22 protein-coding genes are annotated in these 23,716 nt (G+C 73.7%); 15 read left to right on the top strand and 7 right to left on the bottom strand.

Annotation, left to right across the window (positions count from 1 at the left end):
- Nucleotides 1-14: 14 nt before the first annotated feature.
- Nucleotides 15-719, top strand: coding sequence for a TetR/AcrR family transcriptional regulator C-terminal domain-containing protein (locus ACFIF2_RS29185; RefSeq protein ID WP_395576230.1), 705 nt, complete (start codon nt 15-17; stop codon nt 717-719).
- 75 nt (nt 720-794) lie between these two features.
- Here ACFIF2_RS29185 and ACFIF2_RS29180 read toward each other — a convergent pair whose 3' ends face one another.
- From ACFIF2_RS29180 to hmgA, 3 genes are read right to left on the bottom strand one after another with little or no spacing between them, the layout of a single operon-like run.
- Entirely contained in the window at nt 795-1,955 is a 1,161-nt protein-coding gene (locus tag ACFIF2_RS29180; RefSeq protein WP_395576229.1) for a type ISP restriction/modification enzyme, read from the bottom strand.
- 22 nt (nt 1,956-1,977) lie between these two features.
- Nucleotides 1,978-2,727 (bottom strand): GntR family transcriptional regulator, encoded by a 750-nt coding sequence (locus ACFIF2_RS29175; RefSeq protein ID WP_395576228.1) that lies wholly within the window; start codon nt 2,725-2,727, stop codon nt 1,978-1,980.
- A 26-nt stretch (nt 2,728-2,753) separates the two neighbouring features.
- Entirely contained in the window at nt 2,754-4,070 is a 1,317-nt protein-coding gene (hmgA, locus tag ACFIF2_RS29170; protein ID WP_395576227.1) for a homogentisate 1,2-dioxygenase, read from the bottom strand.
- A 222-nt stretch (nt 4,071-4,292) separates the two neighbouring features.
- On the opposite strand from hmgA, the gene ACFIF2_RS29165 reads away from it, so the two are divergent.
- The 8 genes from ACFIF2_RS29165 (at nt 4,293) to ACFIF2_RS29130 (ending at nt 15,172) form a co-directional block, all read left to right on the top strand.
- Nucleotides 4,293-4,964 (top strand): hypothetical protein, encoded by a 672-nt coding sequence (locus tag ACFIF2_RS29165; protein WP_395576226.1) that lies wholly within the window; start codon nt 4,293-4,295, stop codon nt 4,962-4,964.
- Between the two features lie 64 nt (nt 4,965-5,028).
- Nucleotides 5,029-5,646: a TetR family transcriptional regulator gene (locus ACFIF2_RS29160; RefSeq protein ID WP_395576225.1), complete on the top strand. Its 618-nt coding sequence runs from the start codon at nt 5,029-5,031 to the stop codon at nt 5,644-5,646.
- 208 nt (nt 5,647-5,854) lie between these two features.
- On the top strand, nt 5,855-8,098 hold the full coding sequence (locus ACFIF2_RS29155; RefSeq protein ID WP_395576224.1) for a molybdopterin oxidoreductase family protein: 2,244 nt from the start codon (nt 5,855-5,857) through the stop codon (nt 8,096-8,098).
- A 123-nt stretch (nt 8,099-8,221) separates the two neighbouring features.
- The gene (locus ACFIF2_RS29150) at nt 8,222-9,670 is read left to right on the top strand and encodes a CitMHS family transporter (RefSeq protein WP_395576223.1); all 1,449 of its coding nucleotides are present in this window, start codon (nt 8,222-8,224) and stop codon (nt 9,668-9,670) included.
- A 42-nt stretch (nt 9,671-9,712) separates the two neighbouring features.
- Nucleotides 9,713-10,960 carry an MFS transporter gene (locus ACFIF2_RS29145; protein ID WP_395576222.1) on the top strand — a complete coding sequence of 416 codons (1,248 nt, stop codon included), beginning with the start codon at nt 9,713-9,715 and terminating at the stop codon, nt 10,958-10,960.
- A 244-nt stretch (nt 10,961-11,204) separates the two neighbouring features.
- Nucleotides 11,205-12,542, top strand: coding sequence for an ABC transporter ATP-binding protein (locus ACFIF2_RS29140; protein ID WP_395576221.1), 1,338 nt, complete (start codon nt 11,205-11,207; stop codon nt 12,540-12,542).
- A 121-nt stretch (nt 12,543-12,663) separates the two neighbouring features.
- Entirely contained in the window at nt 12,664-14,052 is a 1,389-nt protein-coding gene (locus tag ACFIF2_RS29135; RefSeq protein WP_395576220.1) for an aldehyde dehydrogenase family protein, read from the top strand.
- Between the two features lie 22 nt (nt 14,053-14,074).
- Nucleotides 14,075-15,172, top strand: a complete 1,098-nt coding sequence (locus tag ACFIF2_RS29130; protein ID WP_395576219.1) for a zinc-binding dehydrogenase — start codon at nt 14,075-14,077, stop codon at nt 15,170-15,172.
- A gap of 99 nt (nt 15,173-15,271) precedes the next feature.
- Here the strand turns inward: ACFIF2_RS29130 and ACFIF2_RS29125 are convergent, their stop codons facing one another.
- Together ACFIF2_RS29125 and ACFIF2_RS29120 are read right to left on the bottom strand one after the other, a co-directional pair.
- The gene (locus tag ACFIF2_RS29125) at nt 15,272-16,219 is read right to left on the bottom strand and encodes a DMT family transporter (RefSeq protein WP_395576290.1); all 948 of its coding nucleotides are present in this window, start codon (nt 16,217-16,219) and stop codon (nt 15,272-15,274) included.
- 106 nt (nt 16,220-16,325) lie between these two features.
- On the bottom strand, nt 16,326-17,039 hold the full coding sequence (locus ACFIF2_RS29120) for an ArsR/SmtB family transcription factor (RefSeq protein ID WP_395576218.1): 714 nt from the start codon (nt 17,037-17,039) through the stop codon (nt 16,326-16,328).
- A gap of 190 nt (nt 17,040-17,229) precedes the next feature.
- Between ACFIF2_RS29120 and ACFIF2_RS29115 the strand changes: the two genes are divergently transcribed.
- Nucleotides 17,230-18,060, top strand: coding sequence for an alpha/beta fold hydrolase (locus ACFIF2_RS29115; protein ID WP_395576217.1), 831 nt, complete (start codon nt 17,230-17,232; stop codon nt 18,058-18,060).
- Complete coding sequence (locus ACFIF2_RS29110) at nt 18,038-19,387, top strand: PP2C family protein-serine/threonine phosphatase (RefSeq protein WP_395576216.1); 1,350 nt, start codon at nt 18,038-18,040, stop codon at nt 19,385-19,387. Before ACFIF2_RS29115 ends, ACFIF2_RS29110 begins: the two co-directional genes overlap by 23 nt.
- On the opposite strand, the gene ACFIF2_RS29105 is transcribed toward ACFIF2_RS29110, so the two are convergent.
- The gene (locus tag ACFIF2_RS29105) at nt 19,371-20,012 is read right to left on the bottom strand and encodes a TetR/AcrR family transcriptional regulator (RefSeq protein ID WP_395576215.1); all 642 of its coding nucleotides are present in this window, start codon (nt 20,010-20,012) and stop codon (nt 19,371-19,373) included. The genes ACFIF2_RS29110 and ACFIF2_RS29105 overlap by 17 nt on opposite strands.
- 113 nt (nt 20,013-20,125) lie before the next feature.
- Between ACFIF2_RS29105 and ACFIF2_RS29100 the strand changes: the two genes are divergently transcribed.
- The 3 genes from ACFIF2_RS29100 (at nt 20,126) to ACFIF2_RS29090 (ending at nt 22,358) form a co-directional block, all read left to right on the top strand.
- Nucleotides 20,126-21,277: an acyl-CoA dehydrogenase family protein gene (locus tag ACFIF2_RS29100; RefSeq protein WP_395576214.1), complete on the top strand. Its 1,152-nt coding sequence runs from the start codon at nt 20,126-20,128 to the stop codon at nt 21,275-21,277.
- Nucleotides 21,278-21,337: 60 nt separating this feature from the next.
- On the top strand, nt 21,338-21,628 hold the full coding sequence (locus ACFIF2_RS29095) for a YiaA/YiaB family inner membrane protein (RefSeq protein WP_395576213.1): 291 nt from the start codon (nt 21,338-21,340) through the stop codon (nt 21,626-21,628).
- A gap of 85 nt (nt 21,629-21,713) precedes the next feature.
- A complete protein-coding gene (locus ACFIF2_RS29090; RefSeq protein ID WP_395576212.1) occupies nt 21,714-22,358 on the top strand; it encodes a TetR family transcriptional regulator in 645 nt (214 codons plus the stop codon).
- Here the strand turns inward: ACFIF2_RS29090 and ACFIF2_RS29085 are convergent.
- Nucleotides 22,349-22,810 carry a MaoC family dehydratase gene (locus ACFIF2_RS29085; RefSeq protein ID WP_395576211.1) on the bottom strand — a complete coding sequence of 154 codons (462 nt, stop codon included), beginning with the start codon at nt 22,808-22,810 and terminating at the stop codon, nt 22,349-22,351. The two genes, ACFIF2_RS29090 and ACFIF2_RS29085, sit on opposite strands and share 10 nt — an antisense overlap.
- A 107-nt stretch (nt 22,811-22,917) precedes the next feature.
- Between ACFIF2_RS29085 and soxR the strand changes: the two genes are divergently transcribed.
- Nucleotides 22,918-23,445: a redox-sensitive transcriptional activator SoxR gene (gene soxR / locus ACFIF2_RS29080; RefSeq protein WP_395576210.1), complete on the top strand. Its 528-nt coding sequence runs from the start codon at nt 22,918-22,920 to the stop codon at nt 23,443-23,445.
- The last annotated feature ends 271 nt before the right edge of the window (nt 23,446-23,716 follow it).

The following is a 23,716-nucleotide window of genomic DNA, read 5'->3' as shown; positions in this document are numbered from 1 at the left end:
CGAGGTGATGCACGATGGCGGGCCGACCTGCCGTACCCGAAGTGATCTGGTCGCGCCCCGAGCGCACCGGCCGAGGGCCGAGGCCCGCGTACACCCGCGCCGACATCGCCGCCGCCGCGGTGCGGATCGCCGACGCCGAGGGCCTGGACGCGGTCTCGATGCGCCGCGTCGCGGGGGAACTGGGCTGCGGCACCATGTCGCTCTACAACTACGTCCCCCGCAAGGAGGACCTGTACGAGCTGATGATGGACGCCATCAGCGGCGAGCACGAGCTGTGGGAGCCGAGCGGCGACTGGCGGGCCGACATGCTGCGGGTGGCGCACCAGACCCGGGCGCTCATGCACCGCCACACCTGGATCGTGCGCCTGATGTCACCGGTCTACGGCTTCAGCCCCAACGCCCTGCGCTACCTGGAGCACTGCCTGGCCTGCCTCGACCCGTTCGACGCGCCCCCCGGCACCAAGATGGAGCTGGTCGCGATGGTCAACGGCGTGGTGACGACCTACGTCACCAACGAGATCGCCACCGCCGAGCGCACCCGCTCGCTGCCCTGGTCCCAGGAGCAGGAGGACGCGTCGCGGATCGCCTACCTGGGCCGGCGGCTGGCGAGCGGCGCCTATCCGCGACTGGCGGCGTCCTTCGCCGAGGACGCCGGCCCGATCGACCTGGAGGCGGTCTTCGAACGGGCGCTGACCCGGGTGCTGGACGGCTTCGCCTGAGCGGGAGGGGCCGCGCCGCCCGCCCCTCCCCGAGGAGACCCGCGCAAGCTCGCGAGGAGACCCGCACAAGAGGACCTACAGCAGGGCGAGCTGCCCCTCGGGTCCCTCTTCCCGGCCGTCCAGGACGGAGGCCGGCCGGCGGGCCGCCGGGGGCGCCGGCAGGACGCCCGCCTCGCGCAGTTCGGCCGCGGTGATCTCCGAGGTCACCTCCGACTCCCGGCACCGCGGGAGCAGTTCGGCGAGCAGGGTGAGGACCGTGACCAGCTCCAGCAGCTCGGACGTCCAGACCTGCGGCCAGGTGGCCGGGCGGACGGCCGACAGCGTGCCGGGCTCGCCCTCGGCGGTGCGGGCGGCGAACCACTGCTCCAGCACCCGGACCCCGCCCGCCTCGAAGTCCCAGGCGCCGGGCGGCACGGGGGAGATGCGGCCCTCGTCCAGGTACAGGGCCTCCTCGTCCCGGCCGTAGCGCAGGCTCACGGGACGGGCGGGCAGGGGGGCGCGGACGTACGGGCGGCGGCCGCCGGGCAGCTTGGGGCGCTCGCCGTCGCGCCGCATCAGCCACAGGGCGCGCCGGCCGAGGCGCACGCCGTGCTCCCACAGCGCGGGGTCGGCGGTGAGCGGGACCAGGGAGCCCTCCCGCACGGTCGCCACCGCCCAGGCCAGCACGTCCAGCGGCTCGGGACGCGCGCCGAGCCGGGCGGCCAGGTGGTCCAGGAGGCCGGGGGCGAGGTTCGGTTCCGCCCCGCCCGGACGGCGGTGGAGCGGACGGACGCGGGCGCCGCCGAGCAGCGGCAGCCGCGAGGTCGCCAGCAGCAGGGGAGGGCCGGCGGGCGCGGACGCCTCCACGACGAAGACCTGCCGCTCGTCCGCCACCCGCCACAGCTCCGGACGGGCCGCGTCGATCAGCCGGTGGTCGGGAATCAGCCACTGTTCGTCGAAGGGCGCGCGCAGCACGCGGACCGGCTCCGGACACGGCCCCGAGGCGCGCGCCAGCCGCTCGGTCCCCCCGGCGCCGCCGGGCAGCCGTCCGACGGCCGTGTGCGGGGTGCGGGCGCGCGTCGGCTCGAACAGCGCCTCGCGGTCGGGTCCCCGGGCCTTCATCAGGGCGTCCCAGCGGGCCTTCAGGGACGCCGCGTCGGGCGCCGTCGGCCACCCCCGGCCGAGCCGCGGCGGTGCGACGGACCACGGCATGAGGTCCGCCAGCGGCGGAGCGTCGTCGTGCGTCACGCCGGGCATCGTACGACGGGGCGGCGGGGCCTCACGTGGCATCCAGGGTGACGGTGAACGAGAAGCGGTCGCCCCGGTAGTGGATGACGGCCACGTCCAGCACCCGGCCCGCGGTGTCGTAGGTGATGCCCGTGTAGTGCAGGATCGGGCTGAGCAGCGGGACTTCGAGCAGCCGCGCCGTCTCCGGGTCCGCGAGCCGGGCCTCGACGGTGTCCGTGATCCGGCTGATGTCCACGCCCACCACGTCCCGCAGCACCTTGGTCATCGGCCAACGGGCCAGGTCGTCCGGGTCGATGCGGGCGGCGACCTCGGGACGGACGTAGTTGCGGGCGTGGTTGGTGGGCTCGCCCGTCTGCTCGTCGCAGCGCAGCCGGTGGTACGTCGCCGCCTCGGCCAGGTCCGGGAAGAACTCGGCCAGTTCGGGCGGCACGGGGCCGGTGCCGTGGCCCAGCAGCTCGGCCTTCATGCCGGACTGCTGGGCCACGATCGCGTCCACCGAGCCCAGCAGCCGCACCGGGGCGCCCCGCCGGGCGTCCGGCTCGATGAAGGTGCCGCGCCGGCGGTGCCGGGAGATCAGCCCTTCGTCCTCCAGCTCCTTCAGCGCCTGCCGCATCGTGAGCACGCTCACCCCGTAGTGGCCCGCCAACTGCTCCTCCGTGGGCAGGCGGAGCGGGTCCCGGGGCGAGCGGCCGAGTATCGAGGCGCGCAGCGACTGCGACACCTGGTACCAGAGCGGCAGCTTGCGGTTCAGGACGATGGAGTCCGGGGCGAAGGAGGTCACGGGCCATCCGTACCGGTAGCGAATCCTCAGTGCAAGGGGCGGAAGTGCCGCTCCAGTCCCCGCCAGACGTCGTCGTAGCCCTGCTGCAGGTGTTCGGCACGGGCCGCGTGGGGCGTGAGCGTCACCGGCCAGCGCGTCTCGAACATGAAGGCCAGACCGTCGTCGATCCGTTGCGGCTTCAGCTCGGCGGCGCTCGCCCGGTCGAAGGTCTCCCGGTCCGGGCCGTGCGCCGACATCATGTTGTGCAGCGAGCCGCCGCCCGGCACGAACCCTTCCGCCTTCGCGTCGTAGGCGCCCTCGATCAGGCCCATGTACTCGCTCATCACGTTCCGGTGGAAGTACGGCGGCCGGAACGTGTCCTCGCCCACCAGCCAGCGCGGTGCGAAGACCACGAAGTCGACGCCCGCGAGCCCGGGGGTGTCCGACGGGGAGGTGAGCACCGTGAAGATCGACGGGTCGGGGTGGTCGTACGAGATCGTGCCGATGACGTTGAAGCGGCGCAGGTCGTAGACGTACGGCACGTGGTTGCCGTGCCAGGCGACCACGTCGAGCGGGGAGTGGTCGTAGGTGGCGGTCCAGAGTTTGCCGCAGAACTTGTTGACCACCTCCACCGGGCCCTCGACGTCCTCGTACGCCGCGACCGGCGCCAGGAAGTCCCGGGCGTTGGCCAGGCCGTTGGCGCCGATCGGGCCGAGGTCGGGGAGCTGGAAGGGGGTGCCGTAGTTCTCGCAGACGTAGCCGCGGGCGTCGGCGTCGAGCAGGTCGACCCGGAAGCGGACCCCGCGCGGGATCAGCGCCACGTGGCCGGGCTCGGCGTGCAGCAGGCCGAACTCGGTGCGCAGCAGCAGGCCGCCGCGTTCCGGGACGATCAGCAGCTCGCCGTCCGCGTCGCTGAAGACACGCTCCATGGAGGCCGTGGCGTGGTACAGGTGCACGGCCATGCCGGTGCGCTGAGTGACGTCGCCGTTGCCGCCGAGCGTCCACAGGCCCGCCAGGAAGTCGGTGTCCGGTCCGGGGGCGGGCAGGGGGTTCCAGCGCAGGCGGTTCGGGTCCGGCACGGACTGGGTGAAGGGGGCGGTGCGGAGCGCGCCGTTGCCGGTGCGGGTGAAGGCCGGGTGGGCGGCCGACGGGCGGATGCGGTACAGCCACGAGCGGCGGTTGTGCGCCCGCGGCTCGGTGAACGCCGTGCCGCTCAGCTGCTCCGCGTACAGCCCCAGTGGGGCCCGCTGCGGCGAGTTCCGGCCCTCGGGCAGTGCGCCCGGAACGGCCTGCGAGCTGTGCTCGTTGCCGAAACCGGACAGGTAGCCCAGCCCCTCCGCGGTCTTCCGCGCGTCCCCGCTCATCGATCGCTCCCTCGCCACCCGATTCCTATGGGACACCGTAGGATTGCGGTTTCCCCGGCGCAAGAGGCCGTACGGGGCTTCCCGTTTCAGCTTCCCGCTTCGCCCCTCGGCATCCCGTTCTTCACTCCCTTCCCGCTTCCTCCCCCTCCGTCCCGGGGAGGGTGACCGGAACGGCACCCCCGGGGGATCCGCGGTGTCGGACCGGTGTTCTACTCTCCCGTCATGTCGTGGACGCGGGGAGTACGCGCCGTGCTCGCGGTCTGTGTCCTGCTGCTGACCGGATCCGCGGGCTGCGGCTCCGGTGGTACGGGCGGGCCGCAGGCCCGGGACGCCGTCACACCGGTCGGCGAGCTGCTCGACGCCACCGACGAGGAGGGCCGGCGCTACCGCGAGGTGGACGCCGAGCACGCGCCCGAGGTCGGTATCGAGGTGCAGCCCGAGGCCGACGACAGCTGGGACGTACGCCTGACCGTGCGCGACTTCGCCTTCTCGCCCCCCGGGACGAAGGCCGAGGCGGTCGCCGGCCGCGGTGTCGCCCACCTCTTCCTCGACGACGAGCTGGTCACCCGGCTGCGCGGCCCGGAGCACCGCCTCGCCGCCGGCCTCGTCCCGCGCGGGACGCACCAGCTCACGGTCCGTCTGTACGCCGACGACGGCACTGTGTGGGCCGTCGACGGCGAACCCGTCGAGAGCACCGCGGACATCACGGCGTCGAACGCGCGGGCGACCGATCCGGAGGCGATCGAGGACGGGGCGGGGGACGGTGACGTCCCGGGGGGCCGCGAAGGCCCGGGGGGCGGCGAAGGGTCGGTGGGCGGCGAAGGCCCGGGGGACGGTGAAGTCCCGGGGGGCGGCGAAGGCGTGGCGGGCGGCGAAGGCCCGGCCTCACGGTGAGCGCCGCCGCCGCCCGATTCCGTATGGGAGGGCACGGTTCACCCGACCGCGCCAGGAGGGCATCATGAGCACCGTGTCCCACGCGACCCCGCTCCGCCGCGCCCCCGTGCAGCGGCGCAGCGCCGAACGGCTGACCCGCATCCTCGACGCCTGCGCCGACCTCCTCGACGAGGTCGGCTACGACGCCCTGAGCACCCGGGCCGTGGCCGCGCGCGCGGACGTCCCCATCGGCTCGGTGTACCGCTTCTTCGGCAACAAGCGGCAGATGGCCGATGCCCTGGCGCAGCGCAACCTGGAGCGCTACGCGGAGCGTGTGACCGAAAGGCTGACGGAGACCGGCGACGGCGGCTGGCGCGGGGCGCTGGACGCGGTGCTCGACGAGTACCTGGCGATGAAGCGGACCGCGCCCGGCTTCTCCCTGATCGACTTCGGCAACCAGATCCCGGTCGGCGGCCGCCACGCCGTCCCCAACCACCGGGTGGCCGACCGGCTCACCGAACTGCTCTCCGGCTACCTGGGCCGCCGGCCCGACGAGGACCTGCGTCGCATGTTCCTCGTCGCCGTGGAGACCGCGGACACCCTCGTGCAGCTCGCGTTCCGGGTCGCCCCGGACGGGGACGAGAAGATCATCGAGGAGGCCCGGGAGCTGCTGCGGGCCTACCTGGGACGCGTACTCGACTGACGGGCCGTCCGTGCGCGCCACCTGCTGACGGGCCGTCCGTGCGCGCTACTCGCCGACGGCTGTCCGTACGCGCTGCTCGCCGACGGCCGTCCGTACCCGGTCGGCGGGCCGGGCCGTACGGCCTTCGGCGCGGGGCTCCCCAACATGCCTACCGGTCGGTATGCTCGCCGCGAGAGAGCGCCGCCGACGCCGCCCTACGGGAGGACCCGTGTCCCGCACCGCCCTGCGTATCTGTCCCCTGTGCGAGGCCACCTGCGGCCTGGCCCTCACCATCGACGGCACCACGGTCACCGCCGCCCGAGGAGACCGCGACGACGTCTTCAGCCGCGGCTTCATCTGCCCCAAGGGCGCCTCCTTCGGGGCCGTCGACTCCGACCCCGACCGGCTGCGCGCGCCCCTGGTGCGCAGGGACGGCGAACTGCGCGAGGCCACCTGGGAGGAGGCGTTCGACGCGGTCGCCGCGGGCGTGCGGCCGGTGGTCGAGCGGCACGGGCCGCACGCCGTCGCCCTCGTCCTCGGCAACCCCAACGTGCACACCATGGCCGGTGCCCTCTACCCGAACGTCCTGCTCGGTGCCCTCGGCACCCGCAGCCTCTTCACCGCCTCCACGGTCGACCAGATGCCCAAGCACGTCTCCAGCGGGCTGCTCTTCGGCGACGCGAACGCCATCCCGGTGCCCGACCTCGACCGCACCGACCACCTGCTCCTCATCGGCGCCAACCCGCTGGAGTCCAACGGCAGCCTGTGCACCGCGCCCGACTTCCCCGGCCGGCTCAAGGCCCTGAAGGCCCGCGGCGGCACCCTGACCGTCATCGACCCGCGCCGCACCCGCACCGCGAAGCTCGCCGACCGGCACGTGGCGATCCGGCCCGGCACCGACGCCCTGCTCCTCGCCGCGATGGCCCACGTCCTGTTCGAGGAGGGCCTGGTGGACCTCGGCGCGCTCGCCCCGCACGTCGAGGGCGTCGAGGAACTCGCCGACGCCGTACGGGACTTCACGCCCGAGTCCGTCGCCGCGGCCTGCGACGTGGACGCCGGGGTGACGCGCGCCCTCGCCCGGGAACTCGCCGCCGCCCCCACCGCCGCCGTCTACGGCCGCATCGGCAGCTGCACCGTCCCGCACGGCACCCTCGCCAGCTGGCTCGTGGACGTCCTCAACATCCTCACCGGCAACCTCGACCGGCCCGGCGGCGCCCTCTTCCCGCAGGCGGCCACCGACCGGACACCCCGCCCCGCCGGGCCCGGCCGCGGCTTCGCGCTGGGCCGCTGGCACTCCCGGGTGAGCGGACACCCCGAGGCCAAGGGCGAACTGCCGCTGTCCGCCCTCGCCGAGGAGATCGACACCGCCACCGGGGCGGGCGAGCCGGTCCGCGCGCTGATCACCATCGCCGCCAACCCCGTGCTGTCCGCGCCCGACGGCGACCGGCTCGACAAGGCGCTGGACTCGCTCGACTTCATGGTGAGCGTCGACCCGTACCTGAACGAGACCTCCCGCCACGCGCACGTCGTCCTGCCGCCGCCCCCGCCCGCCCAGAGCCCGCACCACGACTTCGCCTTCAACACCCTCGCCGTACGCAACCAGGTCCGCTACACCCGTCCCGCCGTCCCGCTGGAGCCGGGCCGCATGGCCGAGACCGAGATCCTGGCCCGCCTGACCCTGGCCGTCACCGGCACGCACGGCGCCGACCCGTCCGCCGTCGACGCCATGGTGATCGAGCAGACCCTCGGCAGGGCCGTCCGCGACCCGCACTCACCCGCGCACGGACGCGACCCCGGCGAGCTGGCCGCACAGCTCACCGGCGAGAACGGTCCGGAGCGGCGGCTCGACATGATGCTGCGCCTCGGCCCCTACGGCGACGGCTTCGGCGTACGGCCCGACGGCCTGACCCTGGAGCGGCTGCTCGCCCACCCGCACGGCATCGACCTCGGACCGCTGCGCCCGCGCCTGCCGCAGCCGCTGAAGACCCGCAGCGGCAAGGTGGAGCTGCTGCCGGGGCCGATCGCCGGCGACCTGCCGCGGCTGCGGGAGGCCAGGGCGGCGCGCGCCGACGGGCTCGTCCTGGTCGGCCGCCGCCACCTGCGCTCCAACAACAGCTGGATGCACAACGTCCCGGCCCTCACCGGCGGCTCCAACCGCTGCACCCTGCACCTGCACCCGGACGACGCCGCACGGCTCGGCGTGCGCGGCGGGGACCCGGTGCGGGTCAAGGGCGCCGGGGGAGAGGTGACCGCGCCCGCCGAGGTCACCGACGCCGTCCGGCCGGGCGTGGTCAGCCTCCCGCACGGTTGGGGCCACGACCGCCCCGGCACCCGCCTGACCCACGCCGCCACCGAACCCGGCGTCAACGTCAACCAGCTCCTCGACGGCAGCCTGCTCGACCCGCTCTCGGGCAACGCGGTCCTCAACGGCGTCCCCGTGACGCTCGCCCCGCTGACCGACGCAAAGCTGTGACCTGGAGTTCTGCGCTTATTGCTCGCATGTCAACGTCTTGTTAACGCGGCTTGACGGCACCTAACGTCGCTCGCACCGCCTGCCCCGGTGGGATGTTCAAGGGCGAACGTTAGGTACTCATACATGCTGACCATCCTCGGCTTCGCCATGATCGCGACCTTCCTGGTCCTGATCATGATGAAGAAGATGTCGCCGATCGCGGCGCTCGTGCTGATCCCCGCGCTGTTCTGCGTGCTGGTCGGCAAGGGCGCCCACCTCGGCGACTACGTCATCGACGGCGTGTCCAGCCTCGCCCCCACCGCGGCGATGCTCATGTTCGCGATCGTCTACTTCGGGGTGATGATCGACGTCGGGCTCTTCGACCCGATCGTCCGGGCCATCCTGAAGTTCTGCAAGGCCGACCCGATGCGGATCGTCGTCGGCACGGCCCTGCTCGCCGCCATCGTCTCGCTGGACGGGGACGGCTCGACCACCTTCATGATCACCGTCTCGGCGATGTATCCGCTGTACAAGCGCCTGAAGATGAGCCTGGTCGTGATGACCGGCGTCGCCGCCATGGCCAACGGCGTCATGAACACCCTGCCCTGGGGCGGCCCCACCGCCCGCGCCGCCACCGCGCTGAAGGTCGACGCCACCGACATCTTCGTCCCCATGATCCCGGCCCTGGCCGTCGGTCTGCTCGCGGTCGTCGTCCTGGCGTACGTCCTCGGACTGCGCGAGCGCCGCCGGGTGGGCACGCTGACGCTGGACGAGGTGCTGGTGCGGGAGCCGGAGAGCGAGACGGTGCTGGTCGGTGCGGGTGCGGGTGCGGGTGCGAGCACCGGATCGGGTGCGGGTGCCGGGGCCGGCGAGGGCGCGGGCGCGGGCAAGGCGTCCGCCGCCGGTGGTGCCGGGGACTCCGCCGGCCAGGAAGCCGACTCCGACGACGACTTCCAGGGCCTCGACCCGAACCGGGCCACCCTGCGTCCCAAGCTGTACTGGTTCAACGCGCTGCTCACGGTCGCGCTGCTCACCGCCATGATCATGGAACTGCTGCCGATCCCGGTGCTCTTCCTGCTCGGCGCCGCGCTCGCGCTCACCGTCAACTTCCCGCACATCCCCGACCAGAAGGCCCGCATCGCGGCCCACGCCGACAACGTCCTCAACGTCTCCGGCATGGTCTTCGCCGCCGCCGTCTTCACCGGCGTCCTCACCGGCACCGGCATGGTCGACCACATGGCCAACTGGCTCGTGGACACCATCCCCGACGGCATGGGTCCGCACATGGGCCTGGTCACGGGCCTGCTGAGCCTGCCGCTCACCTACTTCATGTCGAACGACGGCTTCTACTTCGGCGTCCTGCCCGTGCTCGCCGAGGCCGGCCAGGCGCACGGGGTGTCGACGCTGGAGATCGCCCGCGCCTCGATCGTCGGCCAGCCGCTGCACATGTCCAGCCCGCTCGTCCCGGCCGTGTACGTCCTGGTCGGCATGGCCAAGGTCGAGTTCGGCGACCACACGCGGTTCGTGGTGAAGTGGGCGGTCCTGACGAGCCTGGTGATCCTCGCGGCGGGCATCCTGTTCGGCATCATCTGATGTTCCGCATCATCTGATCATCGGCTCGGGAGGGACACGACCATGGCGCCCGGTGGGAACCGCGGCTGGCTGCTCCGCCTCGTCATCGCCTTCGGCTTCGCGCAGGGGGCGGTGTCGATGGCCCGGCCCGCCGTCTCCTACCGGGCCCTCGCGCTGGGAGCGGACGAGCAGGCCGTCGGCGTCATCGCCGGTGTCTACGCGCTGCTGCCGCTGTTCGCCGCCGTCCCGCTCGGCCGCCGCACCGACCACGGCCGCTGCGCGCCGCTGCTGCCCGTCGGCGTGGTGCTCATCGCCGGCGGCTGCGCGCTCAGCGGCGTCGCCGGGTCCCTGTGGGCGATGGCCCTGTGGAGCGGCGTCATGGGCCTCGGCCACCTCTGCTTCGTCATCGGCGCCCAGTCGCTGGTCGCCCGCCAGTCCGCGCCGCACGAACAGGACCGCAACTTCGGCCACTTCACCATCGGCGCCTCGCTCGGCCAGCTGGTCGGCCCCATCGCGGCGGGCGCGCTGATCGGCGGCCACGACATGGCCGGGAGCAGCGCCCTGGCCCTGGTGGTGGCCGGCGCGGGGGCGGCGGTGGCCTTCACCTCGCTGTGGCGCATCGAGGACCGTACGGCCGTCAAGTCCCGTACGGAACAGGGCGCGCGGGTGCCCGTGGGGAGCATCCTGCGGGCCCGGGGCGTGCCCGCGGGCATCCTGATCAGCCTCTCCGTGCTCTCCGCGACGGACATCCTGACCGCCTACCTGCCGGTGGTCGGCGAGCACCGGGGCATCTCCCCGGCCGTGATCGGCGTCCTGCTCAGCCTGCGCGCGGCGGCCACGATCGCCTGCCGGCTGGTGCTGACGCCCCTGCTGCGGCTGCTCGGCCGCACCGCCCTGCTCACGGTCACCTGTCTGCTGGCCGCCCTGCTGTGCGCGGGCGTCGCGGTGCCGGTGCCGGTGTGGGCGCTCGCGCTGATCCTGGTCGTCCTCGGCTTCTGCCTCGGCGTCGGCCAGCCGCTGTCCATGACCACCGTCGTCCAGGCGGCCCCCGACGGCGCCCGCTCCACCGCCCTCGCGCTGCGCCTGACCGGCAACCGCCTCGGCCAGGTCGCCGCACCCGCCGCCGCCGGCCTGATCGCCGGCGTCGCGGGTGTCGCCGCGCCGTTCGTGATGCTGGGCGCCCTGCTGCTCCTGTCCTCGGGCGTCGCCATGCGCTCCCCGTCCACCGGCCCGGCGGCGGAACACCCGCCCACCGAGGGCGGCCCCGGCCCCACCGGCCGCCGCCGCCCCCTGCGCCGTACGGCCCGCTAGCCCGCCCGGACCGGGCCGTGAGGTCCGGCGACGGCCCGTCGGGTCCGACCTCGGGCGTCGCCGCCACCTGAATTCGGCCGTCCGCTTTCTCAACAGATGGACGCCCGTGCCGAATTGAGGTCCGGTGTCTTCCCCGGCCGCACACATTCCGTTAGCTTCCGTGACTCACACGCCCCGTACGACCCGCACGAGGGCGTCCGACCGCGGAGCACCAGCGCTCAGTGAGCCCCCGGGGGCACCTCCCATGACACGCGCCATCTCCCTGCACGACGTGAGCAAGACCTACCCGCGAGGCGTCCGCGTGGTGGACCGGCTGTCGCTGGACATCGCGCCCGGCGAGTTCCTCGTCCTGCTCGGCCCCTCCGGCTGCGGCAAGTCCACCGTGCTGCGGATGATCGCCGGCCTGGAGGAGATCACCGAGGGCCGGCTGCTGCTGGACGGGGAGTACGCCAACGACCTGCTCCCCGCCGAGCGGAGCATGGCCATGGTCTTCCAGAACTTCGCCCTCTACCCGAACATGACGACCCGCGGGAACATCGGCTTCCCGCTGCGCGTCGAGGCCCCGCAGGCCGACCACGGGCCCCGCGTGGACGCCACCGCCCGCATGCTGGGCATCGAGGACCTCCTCGACCGCTTCCCCGCCCAGCTCTCCGGCGGGGAACGCCAGCGCGTCGCCATGGGACGGGCCATCGCCCGCCACCCCAGCGCGTTCCTCATGGACGAGCCGCTGTCCAACCTCGACGCCAAACTCCGCAACCACCTGCGCGCCGAGATCACCAAGCTCACGCGGGAACTGGGCGTCACCACCGTCTACGTCACCCACGACCAGTCCGAGGCCATGTCCCTCGGCGACCGCGTCGCCGTCCTGCGTGGCGGAGTGCTCCAGCAGGTGGACAGCCCGCGCGCGGTCTACGCCCTGCCGCGCAACGTCTTCGTCGCCGCCTTCATCGGCACCCCGCGCATCAACCTGCTGCGCGGCCTGGTCCGCGCCCCGCTAGACGGGGCGATGACCATCAGCCTGGGCAAACAGTTCCTGCGCCTGCCCGAACCGCTGTCCCTGGACCACCAGTTGCTCCGGGTCCAGCAGGGCCGCGAGGTCATCGTCGGCCTGCGCTCGGAGGCCGTGCGGATCGCGAAGCCCTCCTCCGCCCGTCCCGGCGAGGTACTGCTCACCGGCCTGGTGGAGCACGTCGAGTTCCAGGGGCACGAGGTGCTCGTCCACTTCAACACCGGTTCGCGGCCGGCCGTCGTGCCCGACCTGGAGGCGCCGCGGCCCGCCGCCCGCCCGGCCAGGCGCCGCCGCCGCGACGGCACGGTCCTGAACCGGCTGAGGGAACGCGCGGGCGCCCTGCGGGCCGGTCCGGTGGTGGTCATGGACGACGAGGAGGAGGACGGCCCCGCCCTCGCCCCTCCCGACGGCCGCCTGCCCGGGGACCTGATCGTCCGGACCACCCCCGACATCGACCTCCGCCACGGCATGCAGGTCCCGCTCCTCGTCGACCTCGCCCACCTGTTCGTCTTCGACCAGCACGGCGACCGGATCTGCCCCGCCCCGGCGCGGCTGCCGGACCTGGAGGAGTGATCCCGCCGGTTTCCGGCCGCCGGGAGGGTGAGCCGCGCCACCATGGTGGCCGCCCCTGGTGCCGTAAAACTATCGGCGCTAGTTTGGGGCCGGACGACGAGGCCCGCCCGGAGGGAACGCGATGAAGGCACACGACGGCATGTACATCGACGGAGCCTGGCGGCCCGCCGACGGACGGGACACGATCGACGTCGTGAACCCGGCCGACGAGCGGGCGATCGGCACGGTCCCCGCCGGCACCGCACTGGACGTCGACACCGCCGTACGGGCCGCCCGCGCCGCCCTGCCGGCCTGGGCCGCCACTCCGCCCGCCGAGCGGGCCGCACGGCTGGCCGCCCTGCGGGACGTGCTGGTGGCCCGCAAGGACGAGATCGCCGAGACGGTCACCGCCGAGCTGGGCTCGCCGCTGAAGTTCTCCCAGGCCGTGCACGCGGCCGCCCCGATCGCGGTCGCGGGCTCCTACGCCGAGCTGGCGGCGACGTACGCCTTCGAGGAGAAGATCGGCAACTCCGTGGTCCACCACGAGCCGATCGGCGTGGTCGGGGCCATCACCCCGTGGAACTACCCGCTCCACCAGATCGTCGCCAAGGTCGCCCCGGCGCTCGCGGCCGGCTGCACGGTCGTGCTGAAGCCCGCCGAGGACACCCCGCTGACCGCCCAGCTCTTCGCCGAGGCCGTGCACGAGGCCGGCGTCCCGGCGGGCGTCTTCAACCTGGTCACCGGCCTCGGCCCGGTCGCCGGCCAGTCCCTCGCCGAGCACCCGGGTGTCGACCTGGTCTCCTTCACCGGCTCCACCGCCGTGGGCCGCCGGATCGGCGCCCTCGCCGGCGCCGCCGTCAAGAAGGTCGCCCTCGAACTCGGCGGCAAGTCCGCCAACGTCGTCCTCCCGAGCGCCGACCTCGCCAAGGCCGTCAACGTCGGCGTCGCCAACGTCATGTCCAACTCCGGCCAGACGTGCAGCGCCTGGACCCGGATGCTGGTCCACCGCGACCAGTACGACGAGGCCGTGGAGCTGGCCGCCGAGGCCGCCGCCAAGTACGGCGACCGGATCGGCCCGCTCGTCAACGCCAGGCAGCAGGAGCGGGTGCGCGGCTACATCGAGAAGGGCGTCGCCGAGGGCGCGCGGCTCGTCGCGGGCGGCCCCGAAGCCCCGCGCGAGCAGGGGTACTTCGTCAGCCCGACGGTCTTCGCCGACGTCACCGAGGAGATGACCATCGCCCAGGAGGAGATCTTCGGGCCCGTCCTGTCCGTCCTGCGCTACGACGACGAGGAGGACGCCCTGCGGATCGCCAACGGGACGGTCTACGGCCTCGCCGGCGCGGTCTGGGCCGGGGACGAGGCGGAGGCGGTGGCCTTCGCCCGCCGTATGGACACCGGCCAGGTCGACATCAACGGCGGCCGGTTCAACCCCCTGGCGCCCTTCGGCGGCTACAAGCAGTCCGGCGTGGGCCGCGAACTGGGCCCGCACGGCCTCACCGAGTACCTCCAGACCAAGTCCCTCCAGTTCTAGCTCCAGGGGAGTTGCCCACGTCATGGCCGTCCGTACCGCTGTCCGTGCCGCCGTCGTACCCGCCGTAGGCGCCCCGCTGGAGGTCACCGGGATAGAGCTGCCCGAGCCCGGCCCGGGGCAGGTCCGGGTGAGGCTCGCCGCCGCCGGGGTCTGCCACTCCGACCTGTCCCTGTCCAACGGCACCATGAGCGTGCCGCTCCCCGCCGTCCTCGGCCACGAGGGCGCCGGCACCGTCCTGGCCGTCGGCGAGGACGTCACCGGCATCGCCCCCGGCGACGAGGTCGTCCTCAACTGGGCGCCGTCCTGCGGCGCGTGCCACGCCTGCTCGCTGGGCGAGGTCTGGCTGTGCGCCAACGCCCTGGCCGGCGCCGCCAACCTGCACGCCCGCCGCGCGGACGACGGTACCGACCTGCACCCCGGTCTGAACGTCGCCGCGTTCGCCGAGGAGACGGTGGTGAACGCCGACTGCGTCCTGCCCGTCCCCGACGGCATCCCGCTCACCGACGCCGCGCTGCTCGGCTGCGCCGTCCTCACCGGCTACGGCGCCGTCCACCACTCGGCGAAGGTCCGCGAGGGCGAGACGGTCGCCGTGTTCGGCGTCGGGGGAGTGGGCCTCGCCGCGCTCCAGGCGGCCCGGATCGCGGGCGCGTCCAAGATCGTCGCGGTGGACGTCTCTCCCGAGAAGGAGGAACTCGCCCGCGCGGCCGGCGCCACCGACTACGTCGTCGCCTCCGACACCACCGCCCGCGAGATCCGGGCCCTCACCGGCAAGCAGGGGGTCGACGTCGCCGTCGAGTGCGTCGGCCGCGCGGTCACCATCCGCACCGCCTGGGAGTCCACCCGGCGCGGCGGCCGCACCACGGTCGTCGGCATCGGCGGCAAGGACCAGCAGGTCACCTTCCACGCCCTGGAGATCTTCCACTGGGGCCGCACCCTCTCCGGCTGCGTCTACGGCAACGCCGACCCGGCCCGCGACCTGCCGGTGCTGGCCGAGCACGTCCGCGCCGGACGCCTGGACCTCGGCTCCCTGGTCACGGAGCGGATCGCCCTGGACGGCATCCCGGCGGCCTTCGAGAACATGCTCGCGGGCAAGGGCGGACGGGCGCTGGTGGTGTTCTAGGCCCGGCCGACGGTGCTTGGACCCGGCCGACGGCGCTCGGACCCGGCCGGCGGCGCTCGGACCCGGCCGGGTGGTGCGCCAGACCCGGCCGGTGATGCGCTAGACCCGGCCGGTGTCCTTCGTGCGCGGCTCCGTAACCCTTCCGGGAGGCGGAGCCGCCGCCGTGCCCTTCCGGGACCGGGACACCGCCACGCCCGCCAGGCACAGCGCGCCGCCCGCCAGGGTGAGCAGCCCCGGTACCTCGCCCAGGGCCAGCCACGACATCAGGACGACGAGGGCGGGCACGGCGTAGGTGGTCGCGCCCATCCGCCCGGCGGTCGTACGGGCCAGGGCGTACGCCCACGTCGTGAACGCCAGCGCGGTCGGGAACACGCCCAGGTAGACCATGTTGAGCGTCGCGGAGGCGGGGGCGTCGGCCGCGTCGCGCACCAGCTGCCCCGCGAACGGCAGGCAGAGCACCGCCCCGACCAGGCACCCGAACGTCGTCACCTGAAGGGCGCTCGCATGCCCCAGAGCGGGCTTCTGCGCGACCACCCCGCCCGCGTACGCCACGGCGGCCAGCAGGCACAGCACCACCCCGAACAGCGAGGAACCGCCCTCGCCGGACATCGACAGCCCCACGGTCACCGCGCCGGCGAACGACACCGCCATGCCCGCCAGCAGCCGCGGCGGCAGCGTGTCCCCGAGCAGCCGGGCGCCGAGCAGGGCGATGAGGATCGGCCCGACGTTCACCACCAGGGCCGCCGTACCGGCGTCGACCTCCTGCTCGCCCCAGTTCAGGACGACCATGTAGAAGCCGAACCACAACAGCCCCGATATCGCGATCCCCCGCCAGGCGGGGCGCGGCGGCAGTCCCTCCCGGCGCAGCAGGCAGATGACGCCGAGCGCCAGCGCGCCCGACAGCAGCCGCCCGAGCGCCAGCGCGCCCGGCGAGTACGCCTCGCCGGCGCTGCGGATCGACACGAACGCGGAGGCCCACAGGACCACGGTGACCGTGGCCGCGCCGGCCGCGAGGAGGTGGGGACGGCGGGACGGGGCGGTACTCATCATGCTCCAGAGGCTAGGAAGGAAAGGGCAGGGCTACTGGCGGATTCCGGACGGACACCCACGCGGCCCGGCGCGCCGCCCGAGCGGGCACGGGGCCCCGGCGGGCTCACCGCAGCGCCGCCGGGTCGATGCCCAGCAGGCCGGACAGGGCGTCCTCGCCGGCCGGCGTGAGCCTCACCGCCCGCTCGGACCCGATGCGCACGCACCAGCCCGCGTCCAGCGCGTGCCGGCACAGGGCCGCGCCCGCGACGCCGGCGAGATGGGGGCGGCGCTCGGTCCAGTCGAGGCAGGCGCGGGCCAGCGGCCGGCGGCCGGTGGGCTTCAGGGCGATCCGGGCGGCCTCGAACCAGCCGAGCCCCGCGTCGGTGAGGGCGAAGCCGGTGTCCTGGCGCAGCAGCCCGCGTACGGTCAGCGCGTCGGTGACCGCGATGCCGAGCCGCCCGGCGAGGTGGTCGTAGCAGGTGCGCCCCCGGGCCATCGCCGACCCGGCGCTCGACGCCCGCAGCGTGCGCGGACGCCGCGCCTCGGCCTCGGGCGCGACCTGCGCGGCCAGGTCCTCCACCAGCTGCGCGACCCGCGCGTCGGCCAGCCGCACGTACCGGTGCCGCCCCTGCCGCTCCTCGGCGAGCAGACCGCCCGCGACGAGCTTGCCCAGGTGCTCGCTGAGCGTCGACGCGGCGACCCCCGCGTGCCGGGCCAGCTCACCGGCGGTCCACGCCCGCCCGTCGAGCAGTGCCAGCAGACAGGCGGCCCTGGTCTCGTCGGCGATCAGCGCGGCCAGCCGGGCGAGTGCGGCGGCTGTGGGGTCCTTCGAGGTCATGACCCCAGCATGCGACACCGACCGTTCGGTGGACGCCGAACGGTCGGGACCCCGGAACCTTCCCGGAACCTTCCCCACGGACGAACAGGCACACAACGGGAAAGACAAACAGTCACACAACGGGAAATAAACGCGCTTATCTTCTTATTGGGTACCAGAGGAGTGTGCAGGGCCACGACCTGGAGGCGGCATGGCGGACTCGGACGTACGGCACCGGAACAACGTCACGGTGACCGGCGACCCCGACGGGCCGGTGGTGGTGCTCGCGCACGGCTTCGGCTGCGACCAGAACATGTGGCGTCTCGTGGTGCCCCGCCTGGCGGAGCACCACCGGCTGGTCCTGTTCGACTACGTGGGCTCGGGCGGCTCCGACCCCTCGGCCTGGGACGCCGAGCGGTACGCGTCACTGGAGGGCTACGCGCAGGACGCCGTCGACGTCCTGCGGGCGCTGGACGTCACGGGGGCTACCTTCGTCGGGCACTCGGTGAGCGCGATGGCCGGCGTGCTGGCCGCCCGCTCGGCACCCGACCGCATCGGCTCCCTGGTCATGGTCACCCCCTCCCCGCGCTACATCGACGACGACGGGTACCGCGGCGGCTTCACACCGGCCGACATCGAGGAGTTGCTGGCCTCGCTGGAGTCGAACTACCTCGGCTGGTCGTCCGCGATGGCGCCGGTCATCATGGGCAACCCCGACCGGCCGGAACTGGGCCGGGAGCTGACCGACAGCTTCTGCGCCACCGACCCGGCGATGGCCCGCGTCTTCGCCCGCACCACGTTCCTCTCGGACAACCGCGGGGACCTGGAGGAGGTGAAGGTGCCCACGCTGGTCGTCGAGTGCGCCGAGGACGTCATCGCGCCCCGGGGGGTCGGCGCGTTCGTGCGGTCGCGGATCCCCGGCGCCCGGCTGGTGACCCTGGACGCCACCGGGCACTGCCCCCAGCTGAGCGCCCCCGAGGCCACCGCCGACGCCGTACTCGACTTCCTGGGCCGCGTCCATGGCACCCGGCAAGGCTCCTGACCCCGCCCCCGGCGCCGGCGGTGACCGGGGCGGGCCGACGCCACCGACGCCACCGGGCGGCGGCCCGCCCGGCCCGGAGGACAGCGCCGAGGAGCTCTACGACTCGGCCCCGTGCGGTTTCCTGTCCACGGCGATGGACGGCACCGTCACCAAGGTCAACGCGACGCTGCTGGACTGGCTCGGTCTGGAGCGGCGCGAGGTGGTGGGCCGGATGCGCTTCGCCGACCTGCTCGGCGTCGGCGGCAGGCTGTACCACGAGACCCACTTCGCCCCGCTTCTGCGCCTGCGCGGCGAGATCAGCGGCATCGCGCTGGAGCTGGCGACCGCGACGGGCGGACGCCTGCCGGTACTGGTCTCCGCTGTGGTCAAACGCGCCGCGGACGGCGAACCCGTACTCATCCGCACCACCGTGTTCGACGCCTCCGACCGGCGTGCCTACGAGGAGGAACTGCTGCGCCGCAGGGCCGCGGCCGACGAGGCGCGCGAGGTGGCCGAGGCGGCCCGGCGGGAGGCGGAGGAGGCCCGCTGCCGCTCCGAGGCCGACCGGGCCCGGCTGACCGACGCCCTCGCCGTGCTCCAGCAGGCGCTGCTCCCCGCCGAACTGCCCACCGTCCCCGGTCTGGACGTGGCCTCGTACTACTACACGGCCTCACCCGACCGGCTCGGCGGCGACTTCTACGACCTGTTCGCCCTGGACCGCCGGCGCTGGGCGTTCTTCCTCGGCGACGTGAGCGGCAAGGGGCCCGGGGCCGCCGCCGTCACCTCCCTCACCCGCTACACCCTGCGGGCGGCCGTCTTCCACGACTCGGACCCGGTCAGCGCCCTGACCACCCTCAACGCCGCCCTGTACGACCGCTACGGCGTCGAGGCCGATCCGCGCCACTGCACCGCCGTCGTGGGCGTCGTCGAACCGGACCCGGAGCACGGCCGCACCACGGTCCGCCTCGCCTCCGGCGGTCACCCGCCGGCCCTCCTGCTGCGGGCCGGCGCCCCGGTCGACGGCCCGGGGCGGGCCGAGTACCTCACCACCCCCGGGGGCATGCTGGTCGGCGCGCTGCCCGACGCCTCCTTCACTCCCGCCACCGCCGTCCTGGCACCCGGCGACACCCTGCTGCTCTACACCGACGGTCTGACCGAGGCCCGCACGGACCCCGGCCGCACCACCCTCTACGGCGAACAACGGCTGCGGGACTTCGCCGCCCGGCAGGCGTCGACAGCGCCCCCGGACGTGATCGCCGCCGTGGCCGCGCTGCTGGAGAAGCTCGGCGACGGCGTCGACGACGACACCGCCCTGCTCGCCCTGGGCGTTCCTAGCCGCCCCGGGTGAGCCGCTCGTACTGCTGCGCCAGTCCGTCCAGCAGCGCGGTCAGCCCGGTCTCGAAGGCCCGCTCGTCGATCTTCTCCTGCTGCTCGGCCAGCAGGTGCGCCTTGCCGAGGTGCGGGTAGTCGGCGGGGTCGTAGGCGCCGGCGTCGTCCGGGAAGCCGCCGGCGAAGGAGCCGAGCGCGGAGCCCATCACGAAGTACCGCATCAGCGCGCCGATCGAGGTGGCCTGGGCCGGGGGCCAGCCCGCGTCGACCATCGCGCCGTAGACGGCGTCCGCGAGGCGCAGCGCGGACGGGCGGCGGCCGGGTCCGTGGGCGAGGACCGGGACGATGTTGGGGTGGTCGCGCAGGGCCGCCCGGTAGGAGACGGCCCAGTCGTGCAGCGCGGTCCGCCACTGGCGGCCGTCCTCGAACATCGACAGGTCGACCTGGGCGCTCACCGAGTCGGCGACCGCCTCCAGGATCTCGTCCTTGGTCCGGAAGTGGTTGTAGAGCGAGGGTCCGCTGACCCCCAGCTCCGCCGCGAGCCGCCGGGTGGAGACGGCCGCGAGGCCCTCCGCGTCCACCAGCGCGCGCGCCGTCTCGACGATGCGGTCGGTGCTGAGCAGGGGCTTGCGCGGTCGGGCCATGGCGCACATAGTAGGGCTGCGCACAGAAACTAGCAGTGCTAATTTAAATGTACGGCTTTCAAGATCCGGCTGTCCGGATCCTTTCTCGGATCTTTCCTGTGGGGTGACTCGGCATGAACCTGGAGCTCAGCGAGGAGCAGACCGCGGTGCGGCGGCTCGCCCGGGACTTCGTGGAGCGCGAGATCGCCCCCAACGTCGTCGCCTGGGACCGGGCCGAGGAGGTCGACCGGGGGATCGTGAAGAAGCTCGGCGAGGTCGGCTTCCTCGGGCTGACGATCGACGAGGAGTACGGCGGCTCCGGCGGCGATCACCTCGCCTACTGTCTGGTCACCGAGGAGCTGGGGCGCGGCGACAGCTCCGTGCGCGGCATCGTGTCCGTCTCCCTCGGCCTGGTCGCCAAGACGATCGCCGCCTGGGGCGACGAGGAGCAGAAGCGGCGCTGGCTGCCGGGCCTCACCTCCGGCGCGTACGTCGGCTGCTTCGGCCTGACCGAGCCCGGCACGGGGTCGGACGCCGGGAACCTGTCCACCCGCGCGGTGCGCGACGGCGACGACTACGTGATCAACGGCACCAAGATGTTCATCACCAACGGCACCTGGGCCGACGTCGTGCTGCTCTTCGCCCGCTCCACGGACGCGCCCGGCCACAAGGGCGTCTCCGCCTTCCTGGTCCCCACCGACACACCCGGCCTGACCCGCCGCACCATCCACGGCAAGCTCGGGCTGCGCGGCCAGGCCACCGCCGAGCTGGTCCTGGAGGACGTCCGCGTCCCCGCCTCCGCGATGCTCGCCCCCGAGGGCAAGGGCTTCTCGGTCGCCATGTCGGCCCTCGCCAAGGGGCGGATGTCGGTCGCTGCGGGCTGCGTCGGCATAGCCCAGGCCGCGCTGGACGCGGCCGTGCGGTACGCCGGTGAGCGCGAGCAGTTCGGGAAGACCATCGCCCACCACCAGCTCGTCCAGGAGCTGATCAGCGACATCGCCCTCGACGTGGACGCCGCCCGGCTGCTGACCTGGCGGGTCGCCGACCTGATCGACCGCGGGCAGCCCTTCACCGTCGAGTCCTCCAAGGCCAAGCTGTTCGCCTCGGAGGCCGCCGTGCGCGCCGCGAACAACGCCCTCCAGGTCTTCGGCGGCTACGGCTACATCGACGAGTATCCGGCCGGCAAGCTGCTGCGCGACGCCCGCGTGATGACCCTCTACGAGGGCACCAGCCAGATCCAGAAGCTGGTCATCGGGCGGGCGCTGACCGGTGTCTCGGCCTTCTGAGTACCGGGTCTGAGTACCTCGGCGGATGTGGCCCCGGCCACGTCCGCCGATCCTTTTCCCATGAGTGACACACCGGTCAAGCAGCAGAGCACGGCGGCCTTCTACGGGCAGGCCGTCGCCTCGTTCGCGGTCGCGATGATCGCCACCGCCGTCGGCATCTACAACCTCCAGGCCGACGCCTGGGTGCGCGCCTTCCTCGCCATAGCCGTCCTGTACCTCGTCACGTCGGCCTTCACGCTGGCCAAGATCATCCGCGACCGCCAGGAGGCCGGGCAGATCGTCAGCCGTGTCGACCAGGCCCGGCTGGAGAAGCTCCTCGCCGAGCACGACCCCTTCGAGAAGCTGGGCTGACGCGTCCGCGCGGCGGCTGCCCTAAGCGCCCGCTCAGCTTCGGCGGTATGGTGGTGCTCCTGTCACCGAGAGGGGCGAACAAGCGATGAGTACGGCGGCCGAGACGGCGGGCGGCGACACCGAGCCGTGGGAAGAGGTCACCCCGGACGCGGCCCGGCGGCTCCTGGTGGCCGCGGTGGAGGCGTTCGCCGAGCGCGGGTACCACGCGACCACGACCCGCGACATCGCCGGGCGGGCCGGCATGAGCCCGGCCGCGCTCTACATCCACTACAAGACCAAGGAAGAACTGCTCCACCGCATCAGCCGGATCGGCCACGACCGGGCGGTCGCCATCCTGCGGGCGGCGGCCCAGGGCGAGGGCAGCGCCACCGAGCGGCTCGCCGACGCCGTCAGCTCCTTCGTGCGCTGGCACGCCGGCCGGCGCACGACCGCGCGGGTGGTGCAGTACGAACTGGACGCGCTCGGTCCCGAGGCCCGCGACGAGATCCTCGCGCTGCGCCGGCAGTGCGACGCCGAGGTGCGCGGCATCATCGACGACGGCGTGGCGTCGGGCGAGTTCGACGTGCCGGACGTGAAGGGCACGACGCTCGCCGTGCTGTCGCTCTGCATCGACGTGGCCCGCTGGTTCAACGTGAACGGCCCGCGCACGCCCGACGAGGTCGGCGCGCTCTACGCCGACCTCGTGCTGCGGATGGTGGGAGCCGCGCCGTCCGGCGCCGCTCAGAGGTAGTAGCGGGAGACCGACTCGGCGACGCACACCGGCTTGTCGCCGCCCTCGCGCTCCACGGTGAAGGCGACGGCCACCTGGATCCCTCCCTTGACGTCCTCGACGCCGGTGATCGTCGCCGTGGCGCGCAGGCGCGAGCCGACCGGCACGGGGGAGGGGAAACGGACCTTGTTGGTGCCGTAGTTGACGCCCATCTTGACGCCCTCGACCCGGATCAGCTGCGGCCCGAACAGCGGGAGCAGCGACAGGGTCAGGTAGCCGTGCGCGATGGTGGTGCCGAACGGGCCCGCGGCGGCCTTCTCCGGGTCCACGTGGATCCACTGGTGGTCGCCGGTCGCCTCCGCGAACAGGTCGATCCGCTTCTGGTCGACGTCCAGCCAGTCGGTGTACCCCAGCTGCTCGCCGACCGCCGCCTTCACGTCGTCGGCGGATGTGAAGATCCTCGGCTCTGCCATGTCCCGGCCTCTCTGCTCGCACGACTCTAAGCGACTGCTTAGCATGGTCGGCGGCGGGGCCCCTGTCAACGGACCGGAGGGGTGAGCGGGTCGGTAGGGTTCGGGGAGTGCCTCAGATTCCCGAGAAGATCCACGAGCTCACGGTCGGCCAGCTCGCCGCGCGCAGCGGCGCCGCCGTCTCCGCCCTGCACTTCTACGAGTCCAAGGGCCTGATCAGCAGCCGCCGCACGTCGGGCAACCAGCGCCGCTTCAGCCGGGACGCGCTGCGCCGGGTCGCCTTCGTGCGCGCGGCGCAGCGGGTCGGCATCCCCCTCGCCACGATCCGCGAGGCGCTCGCCGAGCTGCCGGAGGGGCGTACGCCCACCGAGGACGACTGGGCGCGGCTCTCCGCGTCCTGGCGCTCCGAACTCGACGAGCGGATCAAGCAGTTGAACCGGCTGCGCGACCACCTCACCGACTGCATCGGCTGCGGCTGCCTGTCCCTGGACACCTGTGTCCTGTCCAACCCCGACGACGTCTTCGGCGAACGCCTCACCGGCTCCCGCCTCCTGGTGGAACGTCGCGCCCCAGCCACCGCCCCCGGCGGCAGGCGCACGGGTGGCGTCGGCGCGCGGCAGAAGGAGTGCTGCGACTGACCGCCCGGTCTTCCGGCGACGGGCGTCGCCCCGCGCGTGCGCGGCCCGCGACCGCATACGCGGGTCCGTCTCGCGGTCGCCCGCGCGACGTACGCCCCGCAGCCGCACGGGTGCGTACGCCTCGCGGTGGCACGCGCGGGCCCGCCCCACGGTCGCGCGGGTACCCTCACCCTCCCGCAGAGGCAGCGGCAGCGGCAGCCGCCCGCGCGGGCCCGCCCCGCAGCCGCCCGCGCAGGCCCGCCCCGCAGCCGCGGTCGCCCGCGTGAGACCC

Origin of the sequence: Streptomyces sp. BK79 (assembly GCF_044142145.1) — a bacterium.
Lineage (GTDB): Bacteria > Actinomycetota > Actinomycetes > Streptomycetales > Streptomycetaceae > Streptomyces.
Note: the sequence above shows the minus strand (reverse complement) of the source record. Positions and strands in the feature narration are given on the sequence as shown.

Bases quoted from the DNA above. Each gene is read 5' to 3' on its own strand.
- ACFIF2_RS29185 (WP_395576230.1), top strand. From the start codon at position 15: ATGGCGGGCCGACCTGCCGTACCCGAAGTGATCTGGTCGCGCCCCGAG.
- ACFIF2_RS29180 (WP_395576229.1), bottom strand. From the start codon at position 1,955: ATGCCCGGCGTGACGCACGACGACGCTCCGCCGCTGGCGGACCTCATG.
- hmgA (WP_395576227.1), bottom strand. From the start codon at position 4,070: ATGAGCGGGGACGCGCGGAAGACCGCGGAGGGGCTGGGCTACCTGTCC.
- ACFIF2_RS29165 (WP_395576226.1), top strand. From the start codon at position 4,293: ATGTCGTGGACGCGGGGAGTACGCGCCGTGCTCGCGGTCTGTGTCCTG.
- ACFIF2_RS29160 (WP_395576225.1), top strand. From the start codon at position 5,029: ATGAGCACCGTGTCCCACGCGACCCCGCTCCGCCGCGCCCCCGTGCAG.
- ACFIF2_RS29150 (WP_395576223.1), top strand. From the start codon at position 8,222: ATGCTGACCATCCTCGGCTTCGCCATGATCGCGACCTTCCTGGTCCTG.
- ACFIF2_RS29145 (WP_395576222.1), top strand. From the start codon at position 9,713: ATGGCGCCCGGTGGGAACCGCGGCTGGCTGCTCCGCCTCGTCATCGCC.
- ACFIF2_RS29140 (WP_395576221.1), top strand. From the start codon at position 11,205: ATGACACGCGCCATCTCCCTGCACGACGTGAGCAAGACCTACCCGCGA.
- ACFIF2_RS29135 (WP_395576220.1), top strand. From the start codon at position 12,664: ATGAAGGCACACGACGGCATGTACATCGACGGAGCCTGGCGGCCCGCC.
- ACFIF2_RS29130 (WP_395576219.1), top strand. From the start codon at position 14,075: ATGGCCGTCCGTACCGCTGTCCGTGCCGCCGTCGTACCCGCCGTAGGC.
- ACFIF2_RS29125 (WP_395576290.1), bottom strand. From the start codon at position 16,219: ATGAGTACCGCCCCGTCCCGCCGTCCCCACCTCCTCGCGGCCGGCGCG.
- ACFIF2_RS29120 (WP_395576218.1), bottom strand. From the start codon at position 17,039: ATGACCTCGAAGGACCCCACAGCCGCCGCACTCGCCCGGCTGGCCGCG.
- ACFIF2_RS29115 (WP_395576217.1), top strand. From the start codon at position 17,230: ATGGCGGACTCGGACGTACGGCACCGGAACAACGTCACGGTGACCGGC.
- ACFIF2_RS29110 (WP_395576216.1), top strand. From the start codon at position 18,038: ATGGCACCCGGCAAGGCTCCTGACCCCGCCCCCGGCGCCGGCGGTGAC.
- ACFIF2_RS29105 (WP_395576215.1), bottom strand. From the start codon at position 20,012: ATGGCCCGACCGCGCAAGCCCCTGCTCAGCACCGACCGCATCGTCGAG.
- ACFIF2_RS29100 (WP_395576214.1), top strand. From the start codon at position 20,126: ATGAACCTGGAGCTCAGCGAGGAGCAGACCGCGGTGCGGCGGCTCGCC.
- ACFIF2_RS29095 (WP_395576213.1), top strand. From the start codon at position 21,338: ATGAGTGACACACCGGTCAAGCAGCAGAGCACGGCGGCCTTCTACGGG.
- ACFIF2_RS29090 (WP_395576212.1), top strand. From the start codon at position 21,714: ATGAGTACGGCGGCCGAGACGGCGGGCGGCGACACCGAGCCGTGGGAA.
- ACFIF2_RS29085 (WP_395576211.1), bottom strand. From the start codon at position 22,810: ATGGCAGAGCCGAGGATCTTCACATCCGCCGACGACGTGAAGGCGGCG.